This window comes from Mesorhizobium sp. WSM4935, assembly GCF_029625735.1.
GTDB lineage: Bacteria > Pseudomonadota > Alphaproteobacteria > Rhizobiales > Rhizobiaceae > Mesorhizobium.
Genome location: NZ_JARTVR010000007.1, coordinates 159,439 through 183,918, shown reverse-complemented (window position 1 = coordinate 183,918; position 24,480 = coordinate 159,439). Strand labels below are relative to the sequence as shown.

General features: G+C 64.5%; 27 protein-coding genes and 1 riboswitch. Of the genes, 13 read left to right on the top strand and 14 right to left on the bottom strand.

What is annotated here, in order from left to right:
• Positions 1-55: 55 nt before the first annotated feature.
• The 3 genes from P9273_RS18400 to P9273_RS18390 all read right to left on the bottom strand — a co-directional run bounded on the left by P9273_RS18400 (position 56) and on the right by P9273_RS18390 (position 3,753).
• On the bottom strand, positions 56-832 hold the full coding sequence (locus tag P9273_RS18400; RefSeq protein WP_041001434.1) for a slipin family protein: 777 nt from the start codon (positions 830-832) through the stop codon (positions 56-58).
• The gene (locus tag P9273_RS18395) at positions 829-2,211 is read right to left on the bottom strand and encodes an NfeD family protein (protein ID WP_278050174.1); all 1,383 of its coding nucleotides are present in this window, start codon (positions 2,209-2,211) and stop codon (positions 829-831) included. The genes P9273_RS18400 and P9273_RS18395 overlap by 4 nt, the downstream gene beginning before the upstream one ends.
• A gap of 102 nt (positions 2,212-2,313) precedes the next feature.
• Positions 2,314-3,753: an MFS transporter gene (locus P9273_RS18390; RefSeq protein ID WP_278050173.1), complete on the bottom strand. Its 1,440-nt coding sequence runs from the start codon at positions 3,751-3,753 to the stop codon at positions 2,314-2,316.
• 132 nt (positions 3,754-3,885) lie between these two features.
• Here P9273_RS18390 and P9273_RS18385 point away from each other — a divergent pair, with 132 nt between their 5' ends.
• Positions 3,886-4,815, top strand: a complete 930-nt coding sequence (locus P9273_RS18385; protein WP_041001436.1) for a LysR family transcriptional regulator — start codon at positions 3,886-3,888, stop codon at positions 4,813-4,815.
• A gap of 487 nt (positions 4,816-5,302) precedes the next feature.
• A complete protein-coding gene (locus tag P9273_RS18380) occupies positions 5,303-5,530 on the top strand; it encodes a hypothetical protein (protein ID WP_278050172.1) in 228 nt (75 codons plus the stop codon).
• 25 nt (positions 5,531-5,555) lie between these two features.
• Here P9273_RS18380 and P9273_RS18375 read toward each other — a convergent pair whose 3' ends face one another.
• Entirely contained in the window at positions 5,556-5,678 is a 123-nt protein-coding gene (locus P9273_RS18375) for a hypothetical protein (RefSeq protein WP_278050171.1), read from the bottom strand.
• Between the two features lie 838 nt (positions 5,679-6,516).
• On the bottom strand, positions 6,517-7,449 hold the full coding sequence (locus P9273_RS18370) for a hypothetical protein (protein ID WP_278050170.1): 933 nt from the start codon (positions 7,447-7,449) through the stop codon (positions 6,517-6,519).
• A gap of 251 nt (positions 7,450-7,700) precedes the next feature.
• Between P9273_RS18370 and P9273_RS18365 the strand changes: the two genes are divergently transcribed.
• The gene (locus P9273_RS18365; RefSeq protein WP_278050169.1) at positions 7,701-7,922 is read left to right on the top strand and encodes a hypothetical protein; all 222 of its coding nucleotides are present in this window, start codon (positions 7,701-7,703) and stop codon (positions 7,920-7,922) included.
• 386 nt (positions 7,923-8,308) lie between these two features.
• The gene (locus tag P9273_RS18360; protein ID WP_442920236.1) at positions 8,309-10,309 is read left to right on the top strand and encodes an acyltransferase family protein; all 2,001 of its coding nucleotides are present in this window, start codon (positions 8,309-8,311) and stop codon (positions 10,307-10,309) included.
• A gap of 53 nt (positions 10,310-10,362) precedes the next feature.
• Here P9273_RS18360 and P9273_RS18355 read toward each other — a convergent pair whose 3' ends face one another.
• Complete coding sequence (locus P9273_RS18355) at positions 10,363-10,716, bottom strand: cupin domain-containing protein (RefSeq protein WP_041001446.1); 354 nt, start codon at positions 10,714-10,716, stop codon at positions 10,363-10,365.
• 259 nt (positions 10,717-10,975) lie between these two features.
• Between P9273_RS18355 and P9273_RS18350 the strand changes: the two genes are divergently transcribed.
• The 4 genes from P9273_RS18350 (at position 10,976) to P9273_RS18335 (ending at position 13,650) form a co-directional block, all read left to right on the top strand.
• Entirely contained in the window at positions 10,976-11,293 is a 318-nt protein-coding gene (locus tag P9273_RS18350) for a hypothetical protein (RefSeq protein ID WP_041001448.1), read from the top strand.
• Positions 11,294-11,437: 144 nt separating this feature from the next.
• Positions 11,438-11,764 (top strand): hypothetical protein, encoded by a 327-nt coding sequence (locus P9273_RS18345; protein WP_278050167.1) that lies wholly within the window; start codon positions 11,438-11,440, stop codon positions 11,762-11,764.
• Between the two features lie 142 nt (positions 11,765-11,906).
• Positions 11,907-12,284 (top strand): hypothetical protein, encoded by a 378-nt coding sequence (locus tag P9273_RS18340; RefSeq protein WP_278050166.1) that lies wholly within the window; start codon positions 11,907-11,909, stop codon positions 12,282-12,284.
• A gap of 85 nt (positions 12,285-12,369) precedes the next feature.
• Positions 12,370-13,650 carry a DUF763 domain-containing protein gene (locus tag P9273_RS18335; protein ID WP_278050165.1) on the top strand — a complete coding sequence of 427 codons (1,281 nt, stop codon included), beginning with the start codon at positions 12,370-12,372 and terminating at the stop codon, positions 13,648-13,650.
• A gap of 222 nt (positions 13,651-13,872) precedes the next feature.
• Here the strand turns inward: P9273_RS18335 and P9273_RS18330 are convergent, their stop codons facing one another.
• From P9273_RS18330 to P9273_RS18320, 3 genes are all read right to left on the bottom strand, one after another.
• The gene (locus tag P9273_RS18330; protein ID WP_278050164.1) at positions 13,873-14,469 is read right to left on the bottom strand and encodes a DUF6456 domain-containing protein; all 597 of its coding nucleotides are present in this window, start codon (positions 14,467-14,469) and stop codon (positions 13,873-13,875) included.
• Between the two features lie 133 nt (positions 14,470-14,602).
• On the bottom strand, positions 14,603-15,406 hold the full coding sequence (locus P9273_RS18325; protein WP_278050163.1) for a GcrA cell cycle regulator: 804 nt from the start codon (positions 15,404-15,406) through the stop codon (positions 14,603-14,605).
• An 86-nt stretch (positions 15,407-15,492) separates the two neighbouring features.
• A complete protein-coding gene (locus P9273_RS18320) occupies positions 15,493-15,822 on the bottom strand; it encodes a hypothetical protein (RefSeq protein ID WP_278050162.1) in 330 nt (109 codons plus the stop codon).
• A 205-nt stretch (positions 15,823-16,027) separates the two neighbouring features.
• Between P9273_RS18320 and P9273_RS18315 the strand changes: the two genes are divergently transcribed.
• From P9273_RS18315 to P9273_RS18300, 4 genes are all read left to right on the top strand, one after another.
• Positions 16,028-16,660, top strand: coding sequence for a LexA family transcriptional regulator (locus P9273_RS18315; RefSeq protein WP_041001455.1), 633 nt, complete (start codon positions 16,028-16,030; stop codon positions 16,658-16,660).
• Positions 16,661-16,857: 197 nt separating this feature from the next.
• Positions 16,858-20,472, top strand: coding sequence for a tetratricopeptide repeat protein (locus tag P9273_RS18310; protein WP_278050161.1), 3,615 nt, complete (start codon positions 16,858-16,860; stop codon positions 20,470-20,472).
• A gap of 171 nt (positions 20,473-20,643) precedes the next feature.
• Positions 20,644-20,756: riboswitch (TPP riboswitch) on the bottom strand.
• Positions 20,757-20,972: 216 nt separating this feature from the next.
• Complete coding sequence (locus P9273_RS18305; RefSeq protein WP_041001459.1) at positions 20,973-21,317, top strand: hypothetical protein; 345 nt, start codon at positions 20,973-20,975, stop codon at positions 21,315-21,317.
• A gap of 150 nt (positions 21,318-21,467) precedes the next feature.
• Complete coding sequence (locus P9273_RS18300) at positions 21,468-21,677, top strand: hypothetical protein (RefSeq protein WP_041001461.1); 210 nt, start codon at positions 21,468-21,470, stop codon at positions 21,675-21,677.
• 201 nt (positions 21,678-21,878) lie between these two features.
• On the opposite strand, the gene P9273_RS18295 is transcribed toward P9273_RS18300, so the two are convergent.
• The 3 genes from P9273_RS18295 to P9273_RS18285 form a co-directional block, all read right to left on the bottom strand.
• Positions 21,879-22,133 carry a DUF2934 domain-containing protein gene (locus tag P9273_RS18295; protein WP_041002713.1) on the bottom strand — a complete coding sequence of 85 codons (255 nt, stop codon included), beginning with the start codon at positions 22,131-22,133 and terminating at the stop codon, positions 21,879-21,881.
• A 103-nt stretch (positions 22,134-22,236) separates the two neighbouring features.
• On the bottom strand, positions 22,237-22,446 hold the full coding sequence (locus tag P9273_RS18290) for a hypothetical protein (protein WP_041001463.1): 210 nt from the start codon (positions 22,444-22,446) through the stop codon (positions 22,237-22,239).
• A gap of 125 nt (positions 22,447-22,571) precedes the next feature.
• A complete protein-coding gene (locus P9273_RS18285; RefSeq protein WP_041001465.1) occupies positions 22,572-22,871 on the bottom strand; it encodes a DUF1236 domain-containing protein in 300 nt (99 codons plus the stop codon).
• Positions 22,872-23,084: 213 nt separating this feature from the next.
• Here P9273_RS18285 and P9273_RS18280 point away from each other — a divergent pair, with 213 nt between their 5' ends.
• Complete coding sequence (locus tag P9273_RS18280) at positions 23,085-23,435, top strand: DUF982 domain-containing protein (RefSeq protein WP_278050160.1); 351 nt, start codon at positions 23,085-23,087, stop codon at positions 23,433-23,435.
• A gap of 184 nt (positions 23,436-23,619) precedes the next feature.
• On the opposite strand, the gene P9273_RS18275 is transcribed toward P9273_RS18280, so the two are convergent.
• On the bottom strand, positions 23,620-23,841 hold the full coding sequence (locus tag P9273_RS18275; protein ID WP_041002718.1) for a hypothetical protein: 222 nt from the start codon (positions 23,839-23,841) through the stop codon (positions 23,620-23,622).
• Between the two features lie 216 nt (positions 23,842-24,057).
• On the bottom strand, positions 24,058-24,357 hold the full coding sequence (locus tag P9273_RS18270; protein ID WP_278050159.1) for a DUF1236 domain-containing protein: 300 nt from the start codon (positions 24,355-24,357) through the stop codon (positions 24,058-24,060).
• Positions 24,358-24,480: the final 123 nt, after the last annotated feature.

The following is a 24,480-nucleotide window of genomic DNA, read 5'->3' as shown; positions in this document are numbered from 1 at the left end:
TCCCCCGCATGGGGGAAGATTGGCAGTTCCGGCGACCGCATCACGCACTCGTCACTCAGCCGCCTGCGCTTCCGCCCCCACCCTCCCCGTGCAAAAACTGCCTGAGCAAATCCACCGGCAGCGGGAAGACCACCGTGGAGGAGCGCTCGCCGGCGATGTCGTGCAGGGCCTCGAAATAGCGCAGCTGCATGGCCTGTGGCTCCTCGGCCAGCATGCGGCCGGCCTCGACCAGCTTGGCCGCGGCCTGCTGCTCGCCGTCGGCGTTGATGACCTTGGCGCGCCGCAGCCGCTCGGCCTCGGCCTGCTTGGCGATGGCGCGGATCATGCTCTCGTTCAGATCGACATGCTTGATCTCGACATTGGAGACCTTGATGCCCCAGGCGTCGGTGCGCTGGTCGAGGATCTCCTGGATGTCGTTGTTGAGCTTGTCGCGCTCGGCCAACATCTCGTCGAGGTCGTGCTTGCCGAGCACCGAGCGCAGCGTGGTCTGCGCCAGCTGATTGGTGGCGGTCAGGAAATTCTCGACCTGGATGATCGCCCGCTCGGCGTCGACGATGCGGAAATAGAGCACCGCGTTGACCTTCACCGAGACGTTGTCGCGCGAGATCACGTCCTGCGGCGGCACGTCCTGCACGATCACGCGCAGATCCACACGCACCATCTGCTGGATGAAGGGAACAAGGATGATGAGGCCCGGCCCCTTGACCCCGGTGAAACGGCCAAGCGTGAAGACCACGCCGCGCTCATATTCCCTGAGGATGCGGATTGCCGCCGACAGGAACATGATCACCAGCAGCGCAAGGATCAGATAGGCCACATAACCGACTGTCATTGTTTTGCTCCGTCCTTTGCCGCCCTTCGGGTGCCGGCCCCGTCTTTCGCCGCGCCGCGCCGCCGCACCGTCAGCACGAGATCGCTGACGGCAGTCACCTCGACGCTGTCGCCGGGCGCTACCGGTTCATCCGCCTTTGCCCGCCAGCGCTCGCCGAGCGCCAGCACATGGCCCTCGCGGCCTTCCCAGTCGAGGACTTCGGCGGGCTGGCCGCGCATGGCATCGCCGCCGGTGCGCGGCGGATTGCGCCGCGCCGCCCAGAGGTAGCTGCCGGCAAACAGCGCGAGCCCCAGCGTCAGCGCGGCGGCAGGGCCAATGATGGCCCACGATATGGCGAAGCCCGGTCCCTCGACCTTGAGCAGCATGGCTGCGCCGAGCAGGAAGGCAATGGCGCCGCCGAGCCCCAGCACGACCGTTGGATTGAAGGCCTCGACGATGAGGAAGGCGACGCCGAGCAGCATCAGAACCAGCCCGGTATAGTTGATCGGCAAGAGATCCAGCGCGTAGAGCGCGAGCACGAGGCAGGTGGCGCCGATCACGCCGGGCGCCACCGCTCCGGGGCTCGTCACCTCGAAGACGAGGCCATAGAAGCCGAGCAGCATCAGGATGACGGCGACGTTGGGATCGGTGATGACCGCGAGAAGCCGGATGAACCAGTCGGGATCGAGCGTCTCGACGGCAAGACTCTTCGTCGCCAGTACCTGCTTCTTGCCAGCCACGTCGACGGTGCGGCCATCGGCTAGTTGCAGGAGCTCGGCCGTGTCGCGCGCGACGAAGTCGATGACATGTTCCTGCAATGCCGCACTTGCCGAAAGGCTTGCCGCCTGGCGCACGGCCTTCTCGCCCCAATCGCCGTTGCGCCCGCGCAACTCGGCGAGCGAACGGATCAGCGCCACCGCGTCATTGGTCACCTTGGCCATCATCGGGTCGGTGCCTTTCTCGTCCTTCTCGCCGCCGGGAAACGAGGGCAGCCCGCCGATCTCGACCGGTGTCGCCGCTCCCAGATTGGTGCCGGGCGCCATCGCCGCGACGTGGGTGGCGTAGAGGATATAGGTTCCGGCGCTTGCCGCATGGCCGCCGGCCGGCGCGACGTAGCCGATCACGGGAACGGGAGAGGCCAGGATATCGGCGATCATCTCGCGCATCGAGGTGACCAGGCCGCCCGGCGTGTCGAGCTGCAGGACGAGCACCGCAGCCTTGCGCTCGGTCGCCGCCTTGAGCGCCTCTTTCAGCTGGCGCGCGCTCGCCGGACCGATGGCGCCGTCTATGGCGATATTCAAGGCGACCTTCTCCCCCGCCGGTGCGGCCGAGGAGGCGGGGAAAAAAGCCGCGGCGGCCACGAAGGCCGCTGCAAGAAGGGCTGCCCGCGCGAGTCTCACGCTCAAAGCTCCTTCGATTCAATATGGGGTTGTAGCGGAGCGAAGTCCAATGAGCTGCAGATCACCCCTCTGCGGGTCCTTCGAGGGGGCGAGACACGCGCGTCAACGCTTTCGCAAACCTCCTGCCACCGCAATCGCCATCGCGACAACGACCAACCCAGCCGCCACCGCGAACGCAAACCGCATGCCGCCGGCGACGGCTTCCGGCGCGGCGCCGGCAATGTCCTGCGCGCCGACGGCAAACGCAAACACCGCGCCCATAACCGCCGTGCCGGTGATCAGCCCCAGATTGCGCGAGAGGCCGAGCATGGCCGACACCACGCCGCGGTCGGCTCCCTCGATACCGGCCATGACCGCCGTGTTGTTGGCCGCCTGGAAGAGCTGATACCCGGGCGTCAAAAGCATGATCGCCGCCGCGTAGCCGGCAATGCCGAAGAGGCTGGGCAACGCGGCGAGCGCAACGCAACCGGCTGCCATCAGCGCCAGCCCGGCAACCACCATCGCCGCCGCGCCGAGGCGGTCGACGATGCGCCCGGCAATGACGCCGCATAGTGCCGAGACCACTGGACCGATCGACAGTACAGCACCGGTCGCCGCTTCGCTTAAATCCAGCGCCCGCGACAGGAAGAACGGGCCGACGACCAACGTCGCCATCATCACCGTCGAGACCAGCGCGTTCATGGCGAGGCTGGGCGCCAGGACCGGACTAAACAGCAACGCAAGCTTGACCAGCGGCGACGCCACCTTGGCCTCGGCAACAACGAACAGCGCCGCACCGGCTATGGCCATGCCGAGCAGCGCCATGTTCAGGCCGCCGAAATGGCTCCGCCCCATGGTCATGGATAACGCGTAAGCGACAAGTGTGGCGGCGAGCAGCAGCGTGCCAAGCATATCGAAGCGGGTCCTTGCGGTTGCCGCCCGACGGACGGTCTCCGCCGCTTCGTCGGCGGGCATCGCCGCTGGCAGAAAGCGCCAGGCGGCAAGCAGCGCGACGGCGCCGAGCCCGGTATTGAGGAGGAAGATCGAGCGCCAGCCCAGAGCAGTGATCAGCATGCCGCCGAGCGAAGGCCCGAGTGCGGTGCCGATCGCCGACATGGTGCCGAGCAGGCCCATGGCGCTGCCGGTGCGCTGCTGCGGCACCGTCTCGCCGACGAAAGCGACGGTCAGCGCCATCATCACTGCAGCGCCCAGCCCTTGCGCGGCACGCGCGGCAATCAGCAGCGGCAGCGCCGGCGAGAGCGCTGCGGCGAGCGAAGCAGCGCTGAACAGCGCGAGACCCGCGACCAGCAGCGGCCGGCGACCGACGAGATCGCCGAGACGCCCGACGCTGACGATCAGCGCGGTAATGGCGAGCAGATAGGCGAGCACCACCCATTGCACCGCCGCGAAGGACGCCGCGAAGGCCACGCTCAGCGTCGGCAGCGCGACATTGGCGATGCTGGTGGCGAGCGAAGAGACGAGCATGGCAAGCGACAGGCTGGCCAGCGCCCACGCCGTCGAATGGCTTCCGGTCGCGGCGCGGTTTTCGGCGATGTCGGCCATGATTTCTTCTCCTTCGGCTGAACTCGCCGGGAAGATAAGCGGGCGGGTGATATGGCGGAACGCGCAGCATTTACACTTGAACAGTGCGTCGGACGCCATGCCTCTTTGGATTATCCATGCTATGGTCGCGCCATGCCGCGACCCGATCTCAACCTGCTTGTCACGCTGGATGTGCTGCTTGCCGAAGGCAGCGTCGCCCGAGCCGCGCGGCGCCTGAAGCTCAGCCCCTCGGCGATGAGCCGGGCTCTGGCGAGGCTGCGCGCCGCGACCGGCGACCCGCTACTGGTGCGCGCCGGGCGCGGCCTAGTGCCGACGCCGCGCGCTGTCGAACTCGGCGCTGAGGTCGGCCGGCTGGTGAAGGAGGCGGAAGCGGTGCTGCGGCCCGCCGAGCGGCTCGACCTTACGCGGCTCACCCGCAGCTTCACGCTCCGCAACAGCGACGGCTTCGTGGAGAATTTCGGCCCGGCGCTGCTTGCCCGCGTGGCTGAGGAAGCGCCGGGCGTGCAGTTGCGCTTCGTGCCCAAGCCCGACAAGGACAGCGGCCCGATGCGCGAGGGCACGGTCGATCTGGAGACCGGCGTGGTCGGCGGCTCGACCGGGCCGGAGGTGCGCGCGCAGGCGCTGTTCCGCGACCGCTTCGTCGGCGTCGTACGCGCCGGCCATCCGTTAAGCGAAGGCCGCATTACCGCCGCCCGCTTCGCCGCCGGCCGGCATATAATGATCTCGCGTCGCGGCTTGGATCGCGGCCCGGCGGACGACGCACTGGAACTTGCCGGACTGACGCGGACAGTCGTCACCGTCGTCGGCGGCTTTGCCGAGGCGCTGGCATTGGCGCGCAGCTCCGACCTCATCGCCACCGTGCCGGAGCGCTATACCGGCACATTGCGCGACGGGCTGTTCACCTTCACGCTGCCGGTGAAGCTCGCTGCGCTGACGATCTCGCTTCTTTGGCATCCGAGGCTCGAGGCCGATCCGGCGCATCGCTGGCTGCGCGGGCTGGTGAGAGAGGTGTGCCGCCTTTCCCCTCCCTCATCTCACAGTGGTGGGAAACCCATGTCCTGATACGCCACCGCAACACCAGGAGCCAACCGTGCGTTGCAGGCGATACCTCCATCACAGTAGCGATTACTAACCTACATCGCCGTACGCAGGACAAACCGTGTCTGTCATGGAACCCGCGGCACGGTCAGCGCGGTGCCGGGCGCCTGTGAAACAGCCGGAGGCTCTCCTTGAGCGAATTCAGGAAGTTCACCTGCCCCCGGTGCCTGGGCGCCGGCAAGGTGTTCGAGTGCGAGAAACAGGTAGCATCGAACGGCACGTGTTGCCCCGCCGGCGCGTTGCGCGACAATTGCCCGGGACAACGGGTTTCCTGCCAGGGCTGCAGCGGAACGGGCCTGCGCGGCTACAGCGCGCCCATCAATAAATAGGCTAAACTCTGGCTTCCTCGATCAGACGATGCCGGGTCTGGTCGCCTTGCCTTTTATTCAATATTTCTAATATCTAACGCGCTCGCGCAGGAAGCGAAACGGCGGACGCCCTGGAGACGCGCATGAAAACCTACCGCGTCAAGGAAATGGACGGCGAAGCCGTCGTCGCGGTCCATTCGGCAGAGGCCAAGACACCTTTCGAGGCGGCCGAGAAGGCGCTTGGCCAGAAAATCACCCTGCGCGCCGGCGCCGACAAGTGGGTCCGTGTCGTCGACCTCACCGAGCGGCCGCGGCCAGTGAGGCTCAGGCCCGCGATCTTCGAATTCAAGGCGATCGGACACAGGAAATAGGGCGACCGCTTTGCCGCGTCGCAGTTTAGGCGCTGGCGCCGCCCATCAGCGCCGCGACTAAGGTCGCCAGGAAGACAAGCAGCCCCAATGCGACCCGATCCAGCCATGACCGCCGTCTGGCAAGAACGTCGAACAACCGATTGGCCATCGCAACTTCCCCCACTCGCTGGCGACACTCTATCACGTCTTTCATGGGCGGATCATGAAAACGGCTCACAGATGCCTCCGGTGCCGTCTCTGGGGGAACCCCGCCGCCAAGGGCGCCGATGCTGCGCTGCCGAATTGCACCCAAAAAAAGTCGGGGTCGAAGAGACATGCCGGCCGGCGAAAAATCAGCCTATTCAAGTGGATAAGCATATATGTGCGGCGCGGCCTGCCGGACATCGGAAAGCCCAGAATTCCGCCATTTCGCGGCTCTTCGCCTTGGTTCCGGCATGGCTGCAAAGCGTGTTTCGGGCACGAAAAGGCGGCTAAAAAGACGCTCCCGGGCCGCTCGCCGGCGGGCGTTGACAGGCCCCCTCGCCAATGGCACTCCGCAACCACTGGTCACGCCATGACCGTTGCTGTTGGGGACGGACGGGGTTTCAGCAGCTTGGCGGCGGCGCCGGACGGGCGGGCACCTGCGCAGTGTACCGCCCGCTCCTGGCCGGCAAGGCTTCCAGCTTAAGAACAGCTTGCCTTAAATCAATCGAGCCAAATCTCAGAACGTGAAGCCGGAGGACGGCACGGCTGCGGTCGCCGCCGAAAGCCTGTTACGTCTGGCCAGCGTCGGTTTGCAATATGGCTTCTTCATCAACTGCCTCGATCCGGTTGACGATGAGATCGGGACAGCAACTATGCTCCGCACCCGCCGCGTCAAGCGACAAGAATCTGGCGATGAAAATCAGGCGGGGAGAAATCTGGCCGGCGAGGCTCTCGGCGCCGGCCGGTTAGGAGCCGAAGCGTCAGATCGGGCCCGGGCCTTGGACTGCCACGACGGTCCCGGGTTAGCCGGCGTGCCGCAGCCAGTGGCGGTCGAACCTGTCGAGGATGGCGCGGAACTCAGCCGGCGGGATTTGGCCGACGTCGCCCTCGCCGTCGGCGCCCAGAAACCGGCTGACCAGCCGGTCGACGGCCTCCGGATTTTCGATGGCTATGCCGAGCGCGGCCAGGTCGGCGGCGATCGATCCCTGCGGAAGCAGATATCCTCCCCATGCGGGGGCGCCGGGCACCGGATCGCGCAGGCGCACCATGAGGATCCTGGTAAACGAGGGCTGCGCCTCCGGGCCAATGATGGCCGTACCGCACATATAGCCGCCGAGCACGCTGCCCGGTTGTGACTGGGGGAACAGGCTGAAGAAGAACTGGGCATCGCCGCCGACCTCCCTGACATGGACGTACAGGCCGCGCTTCGCGGGCGTCACGGGGCCGCCCAGAACGAGCTGGCCGGTCGGCAAGGCCTCACGGTAATGGGCGGTAAGGCCGTGCACGCCCGGCCCCCCTTCGATCGACAGGCTGCCCTTGATAAGCTGACCGCGATAGTAGGGCGACCAGGCACGCGAATAGCAGGCATAGCTCCCGATCAATGCGATGCTCTGGGCGCGGTCGTCATGTGCGGAAGTCTCGAACTGCTGCGCGGCGAGCCGTTCGAGCGCGCCCCGGTCCATACCGTGACGGGCGCAGACGGCGGCGGTGAAGCTCGGCAGATCGCTCTCGGCGATCCACACGCCGGGCTGCTCCAGTTGCAGCAGCTTTGCCCAGTCCTCGTAGACACTGAGCTCGCGCGGATGAGCCCGACCCTGCAGCCACTTGTCGGCGCGGCCGAGGTCGAATGCCGTTCTGGGATTGACGGCGCGGAACGCCGCCGCGAGATCCTTGCGGGTCACCGTACCCAGCAAGGCCGAAGTCAGCCTTAATTTTTGCGCGACGTGCTGCGCCATGCCACAAGTCCCTCGACGCCTTTCGCCGCCAGAGCATTTCGGCATCTGGCGGGAACAGACGAATTGCCCACGATTTCGCTCAGCGCCGGCAAACGGCCTGCATTGCCGGCTACTCTTATTTCCACTCCCTAATGTTACAGGAAATCCAAAGAATTCCACTGCATTCCACGCGCGCCGTCTTTGCGACCCGGTGACCACCGCTAGGGTCGCTTCGGGATGAATGCATTCGGGATGAATACAGGGGAGCCGTCATGAAACTCGTTCTATCCGCGCTTGTCATGGCGCTTGCGCTGTCGCAAGCCGCCGAGGCCAAAACAAAAATCCGGCAGACCGAGACAAAGATCGGCCACGAGAAAAGCCGGCCGCCGCTCGATCAGACGGCCACCGGCGGCATCGCGCCCTCGGCGGGCCCGACGGCGAAGGACGCCGACCCGGGCCAAGCCTATCCGCAACCGCTGGATCTTCACTTCTAGAGCAATTGCGGGAGCCGCGCTCGGCGATTTTGGTCCGTAACCGCGTAAGACAAAGCCATCCCGGCGGCCCCATAGCCGGTTCACCATCCGGGATCGACGGGGAAGAGCAGCCGCCGGAGGGCCAAACCACCCGGCCAGCCCGAGGGCTGGGGCTGGGCGCCGCCGGCGGGGCGGCGTTTCCCGCGCGGATCCAAGGCCACGGTCCGCGCGGGCAAGGCTTCCGGCAGTAACCTCAGATCATTGTTCTGCAAATCCCGGCCATTCTCGGCGAATGGTCAATCCACCTCCCCTTATGTTGCACTGCGTTAGATTTGTTGCATTGCGATATCGGACCATAGGGACGAGGCTTTGTAGCAGGCGGGATACGAACGGACATTACGAGGTTCGTGTTCGTGTCAGCATCGGCGCAGGATTTTCGACCCGACATAGAAGGGTTGCGGGCGCTAGCCGTGGCGGGCGTGGTCGCCTTCCATTTCGGCCTGACCGCGCTGCCCGGCGGCTTTGCCGGGGTCGACATCTTCTTCGTCATCTCGGGCTACCTGATCACCCGCCATCTTGTCGCCGAGATTTCCGATACCGGCCGGCTCGATCTGTTGCGTTTCTATGCCCGGCGCGCGCGGCGCCTGCTGCCGGCGGCGCTTCTCGTTATCGCGGCGACGCTTGCCGCGGGCGCAGTCATCCTGTCGCCGGAAGAACAGGCGCTCTATTCCAAGGGCGCGATGTTCGCCTCGGCCTATATGATCAATCTGTGGCTGATCCGCTGGTCGTTCGACTATTTCGCCAATGACGCCACCAGCAATCCGTTCATCCACTACTGGTCGCTGTCGGTCGAGGAGCAATTCTATCTCGCCTGGCCGGCGCTCCTGATGCTGGCCTGGTGGATGAAGCCCGGCAAACGCGCCATCGTGGTCGCGATCGCCGCTGTCGGCCTCGCTTCCTTTGTTCTCTGCGCCTGGCTGACGAGCGTCTCGCAGCCCTGGGCCTTCTACTTTTCGCCGCTGCGCGCATGGGAATTTGCCGCCGGCGGCCTCGCATCGATGGTGCCGACGCGGCTATTGCAGGAGCGCCCGCGGCTGGGGCGGGCGTTAAGCCTGACCGGACTGGCGATGATCGGGGCCGCTTATCTCACCTTCAGCGAGGACGCTCCCTTCCCCGGCTTTCTGGCGCTTCTGCCTGTGGTCGGTACGGTCCTTCTGCTCAAGGCGGGAGCGGCCGGCGCCAGGGACGGCACTCCTCGTCCACGCAATTCCGAACGGAACTACGTGAACGCCGCCCTGGCGCTGCCGCCTTTGCAATGGATCGGCAAGCTCTCCTATTCGCTCTATCTCTGGCATTGGCCGGTCATCGTCTATGCCGGCATGCTGGTGCCGGAACTGACGCCCGCCGAGCGGCTCTACTGCCTTGCGCTGACGCTGGCGCTGTCCGCGCTTAGCTACCACCTCGTCGAAAACCCGATCCGTCGCAACGGCTGGCTGATGGCCAATGCGGCGCGGGCGCTGGTGCCGGCCCTCCTCCTGACCGGCACCGGCGTCGCAGCCGCCTACGGCAATGCTAGGCTCGCCGTGCACGACCTCGATCCGGAACAACGCATCATCGCGGCGAGTGCCGCGGAACCGTCCACAGCCCGGGCCAAAGCGGGCTGCGTGCAGGACTATCAGAGCGTGACGCCGACCCCTTGCGTGTTCGGCGACGGGCCGCGCGTCATCGCTCTCTTCGGCGATTCCCACGCCGACCACTGGTCGACGCCGCTGATCGAGGCGGGTCGAAAAAACGGCTACCGGGTGGTGACCTGGCTGAAGAACTCCTGCCGCGCCTCGCGCATCAGCGTGTGGTCGTCCGAGCTCAAGCGTCCCTATAGCGAGTGCGACCGCTGGCGCGAGCAGGCGATCAACGAAATCATCCAGGCGAGGCCGGCGCTGGTGGTCATCTCGGAGCTAGCGCTGACCAGCGGGCGCAAAATGGCGGGGCGCGCAGGCGACACGGACAGCCAGGACGCCGACTGGCGTGCGGGCCTGCGCTCAACGCTCACCAGCCTGAGCCGGGCCGGCCTCAAGGTAGCCTTCATCCGCGACGTGCCGTTCAACAACGCCAATGTCGACACCTGCGTGGCGCGGGCGCTTTGGCGAAACGAAACGCCCTCGCGCTGCGACCAGACGCGGGCCTATGCCGCCAACGATGCCATGGCCGCGGTAGAACGCGACATCGTCGACAGCATCCCCAACGCGGCTTACGTCGACCTCACCGACCGTTTCTGCAGCGCCACCATTTGCCATGTCTTCATCGACGGCAAGCTCGCCTTCCGCGATCAGCACCATCTGGCCACGCCCTTCGCGGAATCGCTGGAGCCGGAGGTGGAGAAAAGGGTGATTTCGAAAGTGGGGCGGTGAAGCTGCCAATCTCGCACCTGTAGGGGAGATCAGCAGCTTCAGCGCCGGCGCCCTCATCCAATCACAACGACGAAATGCTTGGTCACCGGCTCGAGGATCTTCCATGTCCCCTTGAAATCGGCCTCGACCACGAAAGCGTCGCCGGGGCCGACCTCGACCGGCTCGCCCCCATCGGGCGTAATGATGATGCGGCCGGCGATCATGTGGACGAACTCATAGTCGGTGTAGGTGGCGTGGTAAGTGCCGGGCGACGCGCGCCAGGTGCCGGACATCACCTTGCCGTCGTCGGTGGCGTGCTGCACGGCGGTCTGCATGGTGGGGGAACCCTCGACCGCGATCCAGCCTGGTAGGTCGCCGCCATCGGCCTGCTCGACGGGGCCGAATTTGAGAATGGTTTTCTTGGTCATGGAGGCTCCTGTGCTTGGCATTTGGGTCAGATGTGGCATAGCCGACGGCGCCAACGGTCGCGAGCGGTGCTGCGACATCGCGCGGCGCTATCCTCCCCTGGTCCATACACCTTTTGCAGGGGAGAGAGCGTTTTTCTGCATTTGCGAACGGGCTCGCCCCGAGCACGTGGAAGATAGGGCCCCATTTTCCTCGGAACACCGGCTGCCTCGAAACCGTTTACTCCTCGAAGGGGCGTCCTCGAAACTCAAGGAGGCAGCGATGAAAAAGCTTCTGCTTGCTTCGATGATCGCCATCGCCTCGGCGTTCGCGATCGCGCCGGCCAACGCCGGCGGCGTGCAGCTCGGTATCGGCATCGGTCCTGGCTATGACGACGACTATTACGGCGATTATGGCGGATACTACCCTCACCGCTATTACCGGCACGTCTACGATGACGACTACTACGCCCCCGCTCGTGAGCGTTATGTGGTTCGCTATCATAACCGGTATTATCGCGATAATTGCCGGGTCAAGATCGTGAAGCACTGGCGCCATCACCACCGCGTCATTGAAAAAATCCGCATTTGCGAACGCTGATTAGTGCCCGCAATTGGCTGATCTCCGCCGCGAGGGGAGATGACGACCCGCCCATCCTCATCGATGGGCGGGCGAATATTAGCGATTCGGAACATACGCTGCTTCCCGGGCGTTTATGGTGTGATCAACCCCAGGGAGGTGGTTATGAAAAAGCTCCTGCTCGCCTCCGTTATAGCCGTTGCGTCGGCGTCCGCCGTAATCGGCCCGGCCAATGCCGGACGCCTCGAATTCGGGATCGGCATCGGCGACGGCTATTACGATGATGATTATGATGATTATGGACCGTACTACGGTGACTATTACGGCGACCGCTACACATATCGGCCGTACTACGGCCAATATTACAGCTACAGGCCGCACTACTACCGGAATTACTATTTCCGGCACCACAGGCGTTGCCAAGTCGAATATGTGAGACACTGGCGTCATCACCACCGGGTGTACGAGGCAATCCGCGTCTGCAGGTACTGAGTCCGGTTGGCAAGCTGACTTCCTAGCCGCTCTTGCGACCATTCTCGAGGGTGAGCGCCACGCTCAGCGGCCGTCAGCGATTGGGAACACACGCTTCCTGCAGCGCGTTTATCCGGGGATCAGCCTTCAGGAGGAGGTTGCCATGAGAAAACTGTTACTTGCTTCGGTGATTGCCATTGCCTCTGCCGCAGCCACGGTCGCGCCTGCCGATGCGCAGTTCTTCGGTCCGGGCGGTTTTTTCGGTCCTTTCGGCGGCTTCGGCCCGTTCTACGGCGGCCCGTTCTACGGAGGCCCCTTCTACGGCGGCGGCCCGTTCTACGGCGGCGGCCCGTTCTACGACTATGGCGGCCGCTATTACGGCCCGCGCTATTACCGCGGTTATTATCCCGACTACATGGCCCGCTACCCGCATCGCTACTACCACCGGCACCGCCACTACCACCGTTGCCACGTGAAGTGGGTGAGGCACTGGCACCATCACCGCCGGGTGCTGGAACGGGTTCGGGTTTGCCGTTACTGACAAGGCGGAACATTGGCCGCTGCGTCGCCTTGCAAATTCCCGCCAAAGGGCCATCTAAAAGCCGGCATTCATAAGGGAAAGCAAAGTGACGCAGCGAAGCGGCAGCGCCGACCTGCCGCTGCATGGCGGGCGGGTTCCGAAATGGCTGGGCGAGCGCATGACGAAGCTCGGCGCGGTGCTGTGCGAAGCAATCGTCCACCATTACGGCCGCGACGAGCTTTTGCGGCGGCTCGCCCATCCCTTCTGGTTCCAGTCCTTCGGCGCCGTAATGGGCATGGACTGGCATTCGTCCGGTATCACCACTTCCGTCATCGGCGCGCTGAAGCGCGGGCTCAATCCGCTCAGCAACGAACTCGGCATCCATGTCTGCGGCGGGCGCGGCGCGCATTCGCGCAAGACGCCGGGCGAGTTGCTGGCGATCGGCGACCGCGTCGGCCTGGACGGCGAAGCGTTAGCCACCGCCAGCCGGCTCGTCGCCAAGGTCGACAGCGCCGCCGTGCAGGACGGCTACGACCTCTACCTGCATGGCTTCATCGTCGCCGATGACGGGCGCTGGGTGGTAGTGCAGCAGGGCATGAACGGCGACGCTCGCCAGGCGCGCCGCTACCACTGGCTGTCGGAGGGACTCAAAAGCTTCGTCAACCAGCCGCATGCAGCCATCGAAGGCGAGAGCCAGGGAGAGATCGTCAACCTCACCGACCGTCGCGCGGAAAAGGCCCGCAGCGGGCAGGTCGAGCTTCTGAAGACCATGAGCCCGGAAAAGATCCTGACCGAGCTTGCCGTACTGGAGCCGCAACCCGAACCCGAGCCTGTCGCGCAGCCGCTCTTGCCCAACCTCGTCATGCCCGCGCATCACGATGTGCGCGAGAGCGACATCGTCATGCGCCGCCTGCACGGCAATATCGCGTCCGCCATCGAAAGCGGCCCGAAGGATTTTCCCGAACTGCTGCTGGTCCCCGGCGTCGGCCCGCGCACGGTGCGGGCTCTGGCGATGGTCTCGGAAGTGGTGCATGGCGCGCCCTACCGCTTCTCCGACCCGGCCCGCTTCTCGCTCGCCCATGGCGGCAAGGACCGCCACCCCTTCCCCGTGCCGCTGAAGGTCTATGACGAGACGATCTCAGTGCTGAAATCGGCGGTGGGCAAGGCCAAGCTCGGGCGCGGTGAGGAATTGGAGGCGCTGAGGCGGCTGGATGGCGAGTCACGCCGGATGGAGCGCTATGTGACGGGGCCGAGCCTGAAGGAGATCGTGGCGGGGGAAATGGACCAGTCGCATCTGCTGGGCGGGCGGAGTGTGTTTGGGTGGGAACCACCACCTGAGGGTGGCGAGGAGCCAACCTCCAAAACTCATACCGGACTCCGCAAATAACGTCGAAGGTCAGCGCGCCCCCACTGCTCTGCCGGGCATTTCTCCCCGTAAACGAGGAGAAAGCGGCTGCGCCGGCGTCGCGCCTCTCCTTCGCTCCGGCGGGAGCGTCCCGAGGGGCGGATGAAGGGCAACGTCATATCTCTGCAAGTTCACGTCAGCCACCTCACATCGTGAGTCACTTTTCTTTGCCAAGCCCTTGATTTGGCCACGTCCATGCCGCCCCTACCCAGCTTTCCTCCCCATCATCCCATAATGCACCGCCAGCAGATCCAGCCCCACCTTCAGCAACTTCACCACCACGTCGCGCCCATCGCCGCTACGCTCAGCGATCGCCTTCACTGACTGTCCCTCCAGGCAGATCTTGCGCACCACCTCCGCCACCTCCCAGTGGGCGAGCGCTGCCGCGGCATGGGCGTGCGCGCGGCCGGCTGAGAGCACCCGATCGGGGATGCCGCCGCCGACGCGTCCGCTATCGACGCGCTCGCTCCAGGATTGCGGCTGCAGGCCCTCACGCTGGCTGCGCTCGAAATCGTCGCGAAAACGTTGGCCGGCCTCGCGCTGCTGGCGGCTGAGCGAGGTGATGCCGGTGAGCGGATCGACATTGCGCAGGCGCACCACGCCGCCGGTGGAGGTGTAGCCGCCGTTCGACACTTCGTAGACGCGCCGCGCCTCGGCCGTGCCGGACGCGAGCCGCTGGCGGCCGAAGGCGTCTTGCTTCAGCGCGAAGTCGTGGCCGATCTCGCGGCGGATGCGCACCTGCTCCGCCTCGCCCTTGGGGAGTTTCGGAGGCTGCGGTTTTTTGGCGGATTTGCGGGGCATGGATGCGGGTCCTTGTTTTGGCGAGAATGGAAATTGGAAAGGCCGGCGGGACAGCCCCCCTCTGTCCTGCCGGACATCTCCCTCGGAATGGGAGATCAGCGGTTCCGGCGACGGCACGTTCGTCGCCTCGCCCTCACATCCCCTTCCCCCGATGGCCATGGAACCTTGCATGGTGATGCGTGCAGTAGGAGCGCGTAGCCGACGTCGGCAGGCCGCAGCAGAGCATGTCCGGTCCCGGGCGCGCGCCGGCGGGATCGGCTTCGGCATCCTCGCGCAGCGCGAGGTCGAGCGGCGCGCGGCAGCGGCCGAACAGGCAGTCGAGAAAGCGCATCGCGGCGACATGCGGCTGGCGGCCGGGGTTTACCGGAGGCGGCGGCGCCGGGAGCTTGTAGAGATGTGCTTCGGATTTCTCGCGGGCGCTGGGTGCGAGCCAGGCGGGTGGCAGCGTGCGTGCGGGTTCGCGGGCTTTGGGCTTTCTGGGCTTGGGGGTGCAGGCGGTGACGTTGCTCGGCTCAGAGGGAACTTCATAGACCGGGGTGTAGGCGGGACAGCACTCCCCTCTGCCCTCCGGGTCATCTCCCGCGCAAGGGGGGAGATTGGCAGCTTCCCCGCTGGCGCCTTCCAGCAATTCGACATGCCTGGAAAGTGCTGCCGGTTCGGAGAGCGCCACGCCTCCGACCGTCACCCTGGCCCGCCGGCCAGGACGATCGGGCCGGGCATGCTTCCTGGGTCTGCCGCCGGCGCGGCCGCCCTTGGGATTGGCGAAGCCGATAGCGCGCAAGCCGGCATTGCGGTGTACGATGCCGATGATGGCGTTGCGCGAGACCGGACTGCCGCGCAGTGCGCTGAAGCGGCCGGCGATGCGCGAGGCCGAAAGCCCCTCCTTCAACCAGGCGGCGATCTCGTCGATTTCCTTTTCGGTATAGGCGGCGGTCATCGTCTCATTCCATTTGCTTGTCGAAGGCGCGGACGAGCGCCAGGGTTCGGCCGCGAGGCCGCAGTCAGGTCAGCGATCGGTTGAAGTCAGGCGGCGCCGGTCAGCCGAAGCAGGGTCGCTTCGGCGGCGGCTCGGGTCAGGCCCGATACCGCAAGGCCCGTCGTACGGTCGAACAGGATGACGGTGCCGTCCTCGGTGCGGATGCATGATGCGCCCCCACAAGCGGCGGCCGGAGCCGGGGGAGGAACGGCTCCGGCCGTTCCGGTGAACCGGGGTGCGGGCGGTTCGACCGGATCCGGGGCAAGCGCCCCGGAATGCGCCCGGACCGGGGAGGAAGACGGTCCGGACGATTGGAATTCGACAGGCGATTCGAATGGGGAAGACGGTTCGAACTGGAAAGATACGGGCGCGTTCATGCCGCCTCCCCTTGCGGGACGGCGAAAGCGCCCATGCTCAGCCGGGAAGCGACAAGCCCCGAGATGCTCATGGGCGGCGCGGGAATCACGGGCAGTGCGGAAATGCTTGCGGGATGCTCATTCATGCGCTAAGCGTACGTTATGTACGAAAGCCGCGCAAGCGAAATCGTACAGTTTGGACGATTATTTTCAGGCATTTTGTACGATGATGGATTCCCGGCATAGATTGCAGCAGGCGCGCGCCCAGGCCGGCTATGCTTCGCCCAGCGATGCGGCGCGGGCCTTGCGCGACATCAACAAGAATACCCTCATCAGCCATGAGAACGGCAACCGGCCGTTGTCCCGGAAAGCGGCCGAGAAATACGGCCGGCTGTTCGGCGTCGATCCCGGCTGGCTGCTGTTCAATGCCGATGGCACGGAAGCGGCGCCGGTCAGCCTCGCCTCGGCGCCCGTCACCGTCGACGTGCCGATCGTGTCCTGGATCAGCGCCGGCGAGCTCGGCAGTCAGGACAGCGTGGTCAACCTTTCCGACTATCCGACCATCCCCACCGCCGACCTCGAGGAAGGCGAATGGATTGCGCTGCGCGTCGACGGTCCATCGATGAACAAGATCTCGCCTCCGGATTCGATCATCTTTGTCAATTTGCGCGACAAGCGGCTGGTGACCAATGGCTGCTACGTGATTGCCGACGAGACGGGACGCGCCACCTACAAGCGCTACCGCCCGAACGACAATCCGCCCTTCCAGCCCGCGTCCTATCTGGATATCCCGCCGCCGGAGCTGGAGGGGGCGATCACCATCATCGGGCGGGTGAAGCGGTCGATGATCGACATGTGAGGATAGCCCAGAGGCCTCCGGCAAAGGCCGCGATCCTTCGCGCCGGCCTTCGGCGGCAAGTGTTCTGGGCGGTCCCGCTTAGCGCGGGCTGGGCGCCCCAATGCGGCCTTCACAATTTCTGCTTGCATTCCGGAACAAAAATAGAACTATAGGCAGCTATGGCCGCAGCCGCGGTAACTCCGGGGGGAGGATCCATCATGTTACGCCGCATCGGCGCGTTTTTGCGCGCGCTTGTTGGAGGGGTTTCGCGCGGGCCGCTGGTGGTCCTGGCGGTGATGCTGGTGCTTGGCGGGCTAAGCGAACCGGCGGCCGCTGTTGTCAAAGATCCTGCCCTTTGTTTCGGCGATGAAAAAAGCCCCGGCGATGCCAAAGCCGCAGCCGACCGCCGCATTGCCGCCTGCACCGCGATTGCCGAGGACGTCACCGAGGCATCGCCTTTGCGCGCCAAGGCCTATTTCTACAGGGCCAGGGCTCGGGACGACATGCAAGACTGGGATGGCGCGATCGCCGATTATGGCGAGGCGATCGCGCTCGATCCCAAGCGGGCTTCGGCCTACTTCAACCGCGGCGCCGACTGGTTCGACAAAGGCGACGACGACCGCGCGATCGCGGACTTCAACATTGCGATCAGCCTTGAGCCGTCCGACAGCCAAGCCTATTCCAGCCGGGGCTCGGCCTTCCTGCACAAGGGTAAGGTTGACGCGGCCATCCTCGACTTCCAGCAGGCGATCGAGGCTGATCCGGGAAACGGCAGGGCGCATGCCGAACTCGGCTCCGCCTTGGCCGCGACGGGCGATCAGGAAAAGGCGATCGCCGCATATAACGAGGCGATCCGTATCGATCCGACGGACGTGACCGCCTTGGTCAACCGCGGCATCGCCCACGCCGCCAAGGGCGGATTCGACCGTGCTATTGCCGATTACGACACGGCCCTGGACATCGACCCCAGGAGCGCCGACGCCTATGCCAAACGCGGCGCCGCCTGGGCCAACAAAAAGGAGTGGGTTCGCGCGATCGCTGACGCCAACAAGGCGACCGAGCTCGATGCCGGAAACGTCGACGGCTATTACTACCGAGCCGTCGCTTGGGCGGGCAAAGGCAACGACGACCGCGCCATTGCCGATTTCGGCCAGGTGATCGCACTTGATCCGAACGATGCCGGAGCTTGGTTCGCCCGCTCGCTGGTACGAGCGCGGCGCGGCGACGCGGCCGGCGCGGCGGCCGATTGCAGGAAGGCCATCGCGCTCAAGCCGGAAAAGGCCGGTGATTGTGATGTGGGACCCGCCGACGCCGAGGCGCCGGCCGCGGAAACGACGACCAAGCCGGATCTTTCTGCTTTGACCAAGCAGTTGGAGGCCACTGGCAGGCAGATCCGTTCCAAAGATGCTGCCGCGCAAATCCGGGATGCATTGAAGCAGCAGGTCTCCGGCGACGTGCCGGGCGCAATCGCTTCCTTCGGCTATGCCATCTCGCTCGATCCGGACAACGCCGAGGCCTATTACGACCGAGCGGTCGCCGCGGCCTCGCAAGGAGACGATGCCCTCGCCACCAGCGACTGCCGGCGCGCCGTCGAACTGGATCCGAAACGCGCCGACGCGTGCGCCGCGCTCATGGCTCAAACCGTTCCGGCCGCCGCGACACAGGATCAGGCCGCTCAGGATCGGGCCGCCGCCAGGATACTGGTCGAACGCGCAGGAGCGCGTCTGGCAAAATATGGTGTCGACGGCGCGCTGCTCGATTTTGACAAGGCGATCAGCCTCGACCCCAAAAGTGCCGACGCCTATCTTGGCCGCAGCCGCGCAAGGACGCTCAAGGGCGACCAGGCCGGGGCAGCGGCGGATTGCCGGCGTGCCGTCGAACTGGATTCCGCACGGTCGGGAAGCTGCGACGAACAGGCCGTCGGTGATGAAGGCAACGCCAGGCCGGCACCGGACTTGGAGCAATCGAAGTCGGCAATCGCTGCTGCGCCGGCGCAAGCCGTCCGTCCGAATTTGACGGCTACCGACGACACACTGGCCTCAAAGACCTTGGAGACAAAAGACCAGCGCGCGCTGCAAGCGATCCTGGGCGGCGATGCCTGGCTGGACATGGGCAAATACGACAAGGCGATCGGCGCCTATGACGTGGTGATCGCGCTCGAACCCGACAACCGCTTCGGCTATTTCGGCCGCGGCAGGGCCAGGGCAGCCACACGCGACTATGGCCAGGCGATCGCCGATTTCGACAGGGTCATTCAGCTCGCCCCCAATTTTGCTCCGGCGTATTTTCGCCGCGGCCTCGCCAAGGTGACGTCCGGCGATGTCGAAGGCGCCCTTGCGGACTGCGACCAGGCTTCCAAGCTCGATCCGAAGGCGCGCGACGCCCACTATTGCAAAGGCATGGCGTGGCAGGCCAAGGGCGACGCAGGACGCGCGATCGCCGCCTATACGGTGGCGATCGGGATCGATGCGAAGCACGACGCCAGCTACTATGCGCGCGGCATGGCCCGGGCCGACCGGAAAGACTATGCCGGCGCCATCGCCGACTTCGACGAGGCGCTCAAGCTCGATCCCGGCAATACCGACTACGGCGTTGCCCGCAAGGCCGCAGTAGCGGCGAAAGGCGAAAACGAAGCGGAGACGGCCGAAGTCGCTCCGGATCCAGCGGCCTTGGTAGCGGCGCTCGAGCGCGGCGACGCATTCTACAAGAAACGCAAATACGATCGCGCCGCCGCTGAGTATAGCCGCGCCGTGGCACTCGCGCCAAACGAACCGTCGACCTATTCGGCGCGCGCCAGGGCGCGCCTGCAAAAGGGAGACTATGACGGGGCCATGGCCGACCTCAGCCGAGCGCTTGAGATCGATCCATCCTACGCCCCAGCCTATCACGGCCGCGCTCTTATACTGGTGAAGAAGCGCGAACCGGAAAAGGCTATCGCCGATTTCAACCATGCGATAGAGATGAAACCGGACTACGCCCCGCTTTATTTCGGGCGCGGCGGCGCCTGGTACTCTATCGGCGACTTCGATCGCGCCGCCGCCGATCTCGACAGGGCGCTCGAGCTCGATCCTAAATCCGACATGGCCCGCCAGGGTCGAAAATTGGCAGTGGCTGCGAAGGAGAAAGCGTCTCGCTCGAACAAGTCCGGCAAGCTCGCGAGCCAAGCCGGCAAGCAGACGCCCCCGCCCCATGCGTTGACCCGCGCCGACATCGACGCCGAGGTTCAGAAGCAGGACTCGCAGATATTGAAGGCAATCGCCGAGGAGTTCCCGGATGACTACGCCGCGTTGATCGACAACGTCTTGGTCGCGGCGCGCTTGGGCGGCAAGCAGGCGGTGCGAAACACCAGCCGTGTTGCGGTCGCCGAACTGCGGCGTAGGTATGCGCCGCTGTTGCCTTCCACTCCGGACAACGAAGCTTCACAGGCGCTCTCGGCCCAGCTTGCCATGCTCAACTACCTGATGGCGCGACAAACGCCAGCCACCTGCAACAACTACCTGCGCAACGGACCGGACGCAGTCAGCGCGCCTGATCGTGAGTTTCTGGTACATCTGGACAAGATCGGTGCAACGCTGTTCCACGCATTCGGCGCTGCCAAAAGAAGCGGCCTGCCGGCTGCCGGACCTGAGGATGAGGACTGGTCGCTCGTCGCCCAGGCCTTTACCAAAAGCGGCGGCACGCCGGTCGAGATGGAGGCTATAGCGAACGCCAGTCAGGATTTCGCGGGCCTGTGCCCCGCAACCGTGAAATTGTTTTCGGCGGCCCTCTCGCTGCCGGGCGAACCTGGACGACATGTCAAAACCGCCCTGCTCTACGCCATTGTGAAGGATTAGGCGCCGCACGGAATTTTCCGGCAAGGTACCGGCGTGACGCCGCGTTCCTTCGCGCCTGACCGTCCCCTACCCCAGAAACTCATTCGTGAAATACGCGGCCAAATCCGGCTTCTCCTTCAGCGTCTGGCCTTTGCCGTCGAGCAATATCCCCGAGGCAAACAAAATCTATGCGCGGAAAACATGCCCGCCTCGCTCCGCTGGTATTATCCAGATCAGCTTTAGGGTCCGGAGGCTTGCCGCCACCATCTCAGCCCCGACCGTACGGAGCACCCCTGTGGGTGGCGGGGTTAAAGCAATGTTCGAGCGAATGGAGAAGCGGTTTTTGCAAGGCCAATCGGGCCAGAAGCCTCATCTCCCTTTGGGGAGATGGCTGGTCAAAGATTTTTGCGGATTTTTTATAGCCGCTTTTCACCCGCTTTGTCGTTCAAATTGTACGAATCCCGCTTGATTGCTATTCGTACATAAAGTACGATACTTCTTTTCTCTTTGAGGGGACTTGCTTGGACACCGCGAACCATGCCGCTTTCGCCGACCTCTCCCGCCCCTTGCTGTCGCCACTGCCGCTCGCGGAGCGCGAACGTCTTGCCGGCGCCTGGCGCATGGCCAGCCAGGATATCGCCGACGACATCCGCTTCATCCGGCAATATCTGAAAGTGATCGCAGAGAAGGACGAGCGGCTTTCGACCGGCACGCTGGTGCATGGCCGCGCCTATGTGGAGGCTTGCGCGGCCTGGCTGCCGGAGACGGTGGCGCGGTATTCGCGCAATCTGAGGCTGATCAGCGAATGTGAAAACGCGATGATCGCGGCGGGGGTGAGGTTTGCCCGGTCGAGCGACGCGTGGTGAGCCCAGACAGTCGCTACAACCCTTAGGCCACCTGCCGAAAAATGCATCGTTTCACACAATTGCCAATTGGTGGACGCGCGCTAGCGGCCGGTGATTAATTCCTCTCAGGCGAAGGAGGGTAAGCCGCACATCAGGGAGGAATTCGTTTTAATGGACCAGCGCATCGACATCGGCATACAGCCCGACGATCAACCCTACGAAGTCACCTCATTCGCCCGCAAGCACGGCCTGACGATCCCCGTCGCGGACGCGGTTCTTTTCGCCAAGGGTCCCTCGCCGTCGCGGGCCGCCTGCGACACGGCCGCGCTGGCATTCCTGTGCGCGGTCGCGCGATACGCCGGAAATCAAGGAAGGCGATAGCCTCCCCCTACCAGTTGACCTGCAGCCCGGCATTGCCGCCGACCTGGCTGCCGGCCGCCCTGGCGCGCTGACGAAAGGACGCTGCAAATCGGCACGTCAGAAATCAGCGCGACCGGGGGATACACGAAGGGACGCCCTTGCCTCGCCTTCACCTTCCGAGGATCGAATAAAGCTTGGCGGTCAAGCGGTCGCCTAACGGACTCAGCCCTTGGTTTTGGGCTTGGTCGCCTTGGCCTTGGCGGGCTTGGCCGGCTTTTCGGCCTTAGCCGCTACTTTTGATTTTTCGACTTTCGCGGCGGCGGCCTTCTTCGGACTCTTCGCCTTCGGCTTGCCTGCCGCGTCGATCTCGGCCGTCGCCTGATCCCAGTGCTCGAGATGCGCGCCTTCCGGCCGACCAGCCTGCTCCCAGATCTCGTGCGCCCGCTGGCGAATGCGTTCGTGCCTGTCGTCCGTCACTGTCGCCTCCTGATGTCGGTTCCCCGGCGCGAACATTAGCCGAATTTTCGCGCGGCGTCTTCGCTATCACGCATATAGCGACCGACTTTGACGGCAATTTCGCTCAGTGTCTGTCGACGACAACTGCGACGCCCAGATGCGCTGCCTTCTTTGTAATCAACCCGGCCAAATCCGCGTCAGAGCGGTCGGTCCCTGTACGCTGGCGCAGCAGGGAAATTGCCTCTTGCATCGACAGTAGGCCGGTCCTGTGTTCGGCCAGCAGCTTGTCGACCATGGCGGCGATACTCGGTGATTCGACGTGTGGATGATGCATGGCAACGACTCCTTCCGCGCTTCGTTGCCTCCCAAACCGCTGACCATTTTAGCCGTTAAGCCCGGATGCGAGAAGAGCCCGATCCTCCGTTGACGCGAGGATCGGGCTCTTCAGGAAAGCAGGTGTTATTGGATCACCTGGACGACACGGCGCGTGCCGGGGTCGATCAGCACCGTGTGGTCATTGACGACCGCATAACGGTACTTCACATCCGGAACCTCCTGCAGTTCGACAGTATCCGGCACGGTCGAACCGACGCCGAGCTCAAGACCAAGCACGTTCACCGAGGCGATCGGGTGCTTGTGGACATATTCCTTGACCACAGTCTGCTGCTCAGGCGTGACGATTACCTCGTCCGCGGCCGCGACGCCGATGCCGGCCATTAGAGCCAGGCCGGCGACAGCTGGAATGAGGGTGGTTTTCATCGTTTCTCTCCTGTTGCGTTGGGGAGCTCCGCCCTGCCACCGCGGGGGCGGAAACACTGGCAGGTCGAACATTGGAGCTCCCGGGGCAAACGCCCCCGGCAAGGTGTTGTTCCGTCAGCGACGACTAAGTTGATTTAGCGGAACCTTCGCATCCGCCCCGCATTGGAAGGCATTGAAACTCCCAAGACTTTGAAATCCATAGGGCGGCGAATTATGCGATCAGGTTCCATCAGAAGCGACATCGAACTTCGAGCCCCGGTAGCGATCGCGGTCGGCGCCGGTTTCAAGCGCGAGATCACCTCGCTGACCGCGATGCAGAACTTCCTCAAGGAATGGCCGCCGGCTGCTCGGGACGAGAGCTATGTCACGGCGCTGCGTTCCTGCGAGGCGGCGCGGGCCGGAGAGATCGAGCTGGACAAGGCGCGGCAGGCGTTCCTGATCTTTGCAAAGAAGGCGGGGATCGAATGGACCGGCGCCGATCCGGTCGTAGTACTGCGCGAAGCAAAGATCAGGCGCAGCCGGGCGCGCGAAAACCGAGCGCAGAACAGACACGTGCCTGGATAGGCACCAGCGCGCCGAAGCGGCGCAAGGCTGGCTCCTTTTTGGAGTGGTCGCCTGCGCCGCTCTGCGTTGCGGTGGCGCATTAAAAAGACATTGCGGCAGCCGTGCGGCTGCACACCTGCAGACCGCCGCCTTCCGTCTGACGGTCGATTGCATCACTGAACATTTTTTCGGCTGGTAGCCGCTGTCAGGTCGGCGTCGATTCGCCCGGCGCCTCGGCGACGAAGGATGCGGCGATCAGATCGTCCGCCTCGATGCGTAGGGAGCCCTCGCCGCCCCCCATGATGGCCGCGACCTTCTGGAAGGTCTTCATCTCATGCTCAGTGATCCGGGCGTCTCGCATCCTGGCTCTCAGATCGGCGACCCGCATCCCGAGCGAACGGGATGTTCCGATTTCTCGTTTCGACATGTCGGTTAGTCTCCTCCTCGCCCGCCCATACTTGTTCGCCGCCGCCCGAATCTCCACCCTGCCATCGATTTGTGTTGTCTATGAGACAGCGCGGATCCAGAGCCGCTAACTCAAGCGCAGAGGGAAGGTTCCGTTAGCATATGGTAACAAAATAATAATCGGTTAACGGCCCGCCGCCGGACCGGCGACGGACCGTCTGATTTGACGCGATGTCAATTAATCGAGAACCTTGATGATCTTGCGCGTGCCCGGGTCGACGATAACCGTCCGGTTATCGACGACAACGTAACGGTATTTCACGTTCGGTACCTCGTGCAGCTCGACCGTATCGGGAAGCGTGCTGCCGATATTCAACTCGACCCCCGGAACCTTCACTGAGGCCAGCGGCTGCTTGTGCACATATTCCTTGATAACGGTTTCCTGCTCCGGCGCGATGACGACATCCTGCGCGGCAGCCGCGCCAATGCCCGCAAGAAGCAGCAAGCCGGCGGCGGCGGAGGTGAGGTGCATTTTCATTGGTCGTCTCTCCTATGTGGATTTGAATCATCGCCTTGATGCTGGGCCTGCGATTTTCCACAGCGGGTCGGCATTGTCGTAACGCCATTCGCCTGCCCTTGTTCCTGCAAAATTGGACTGGCG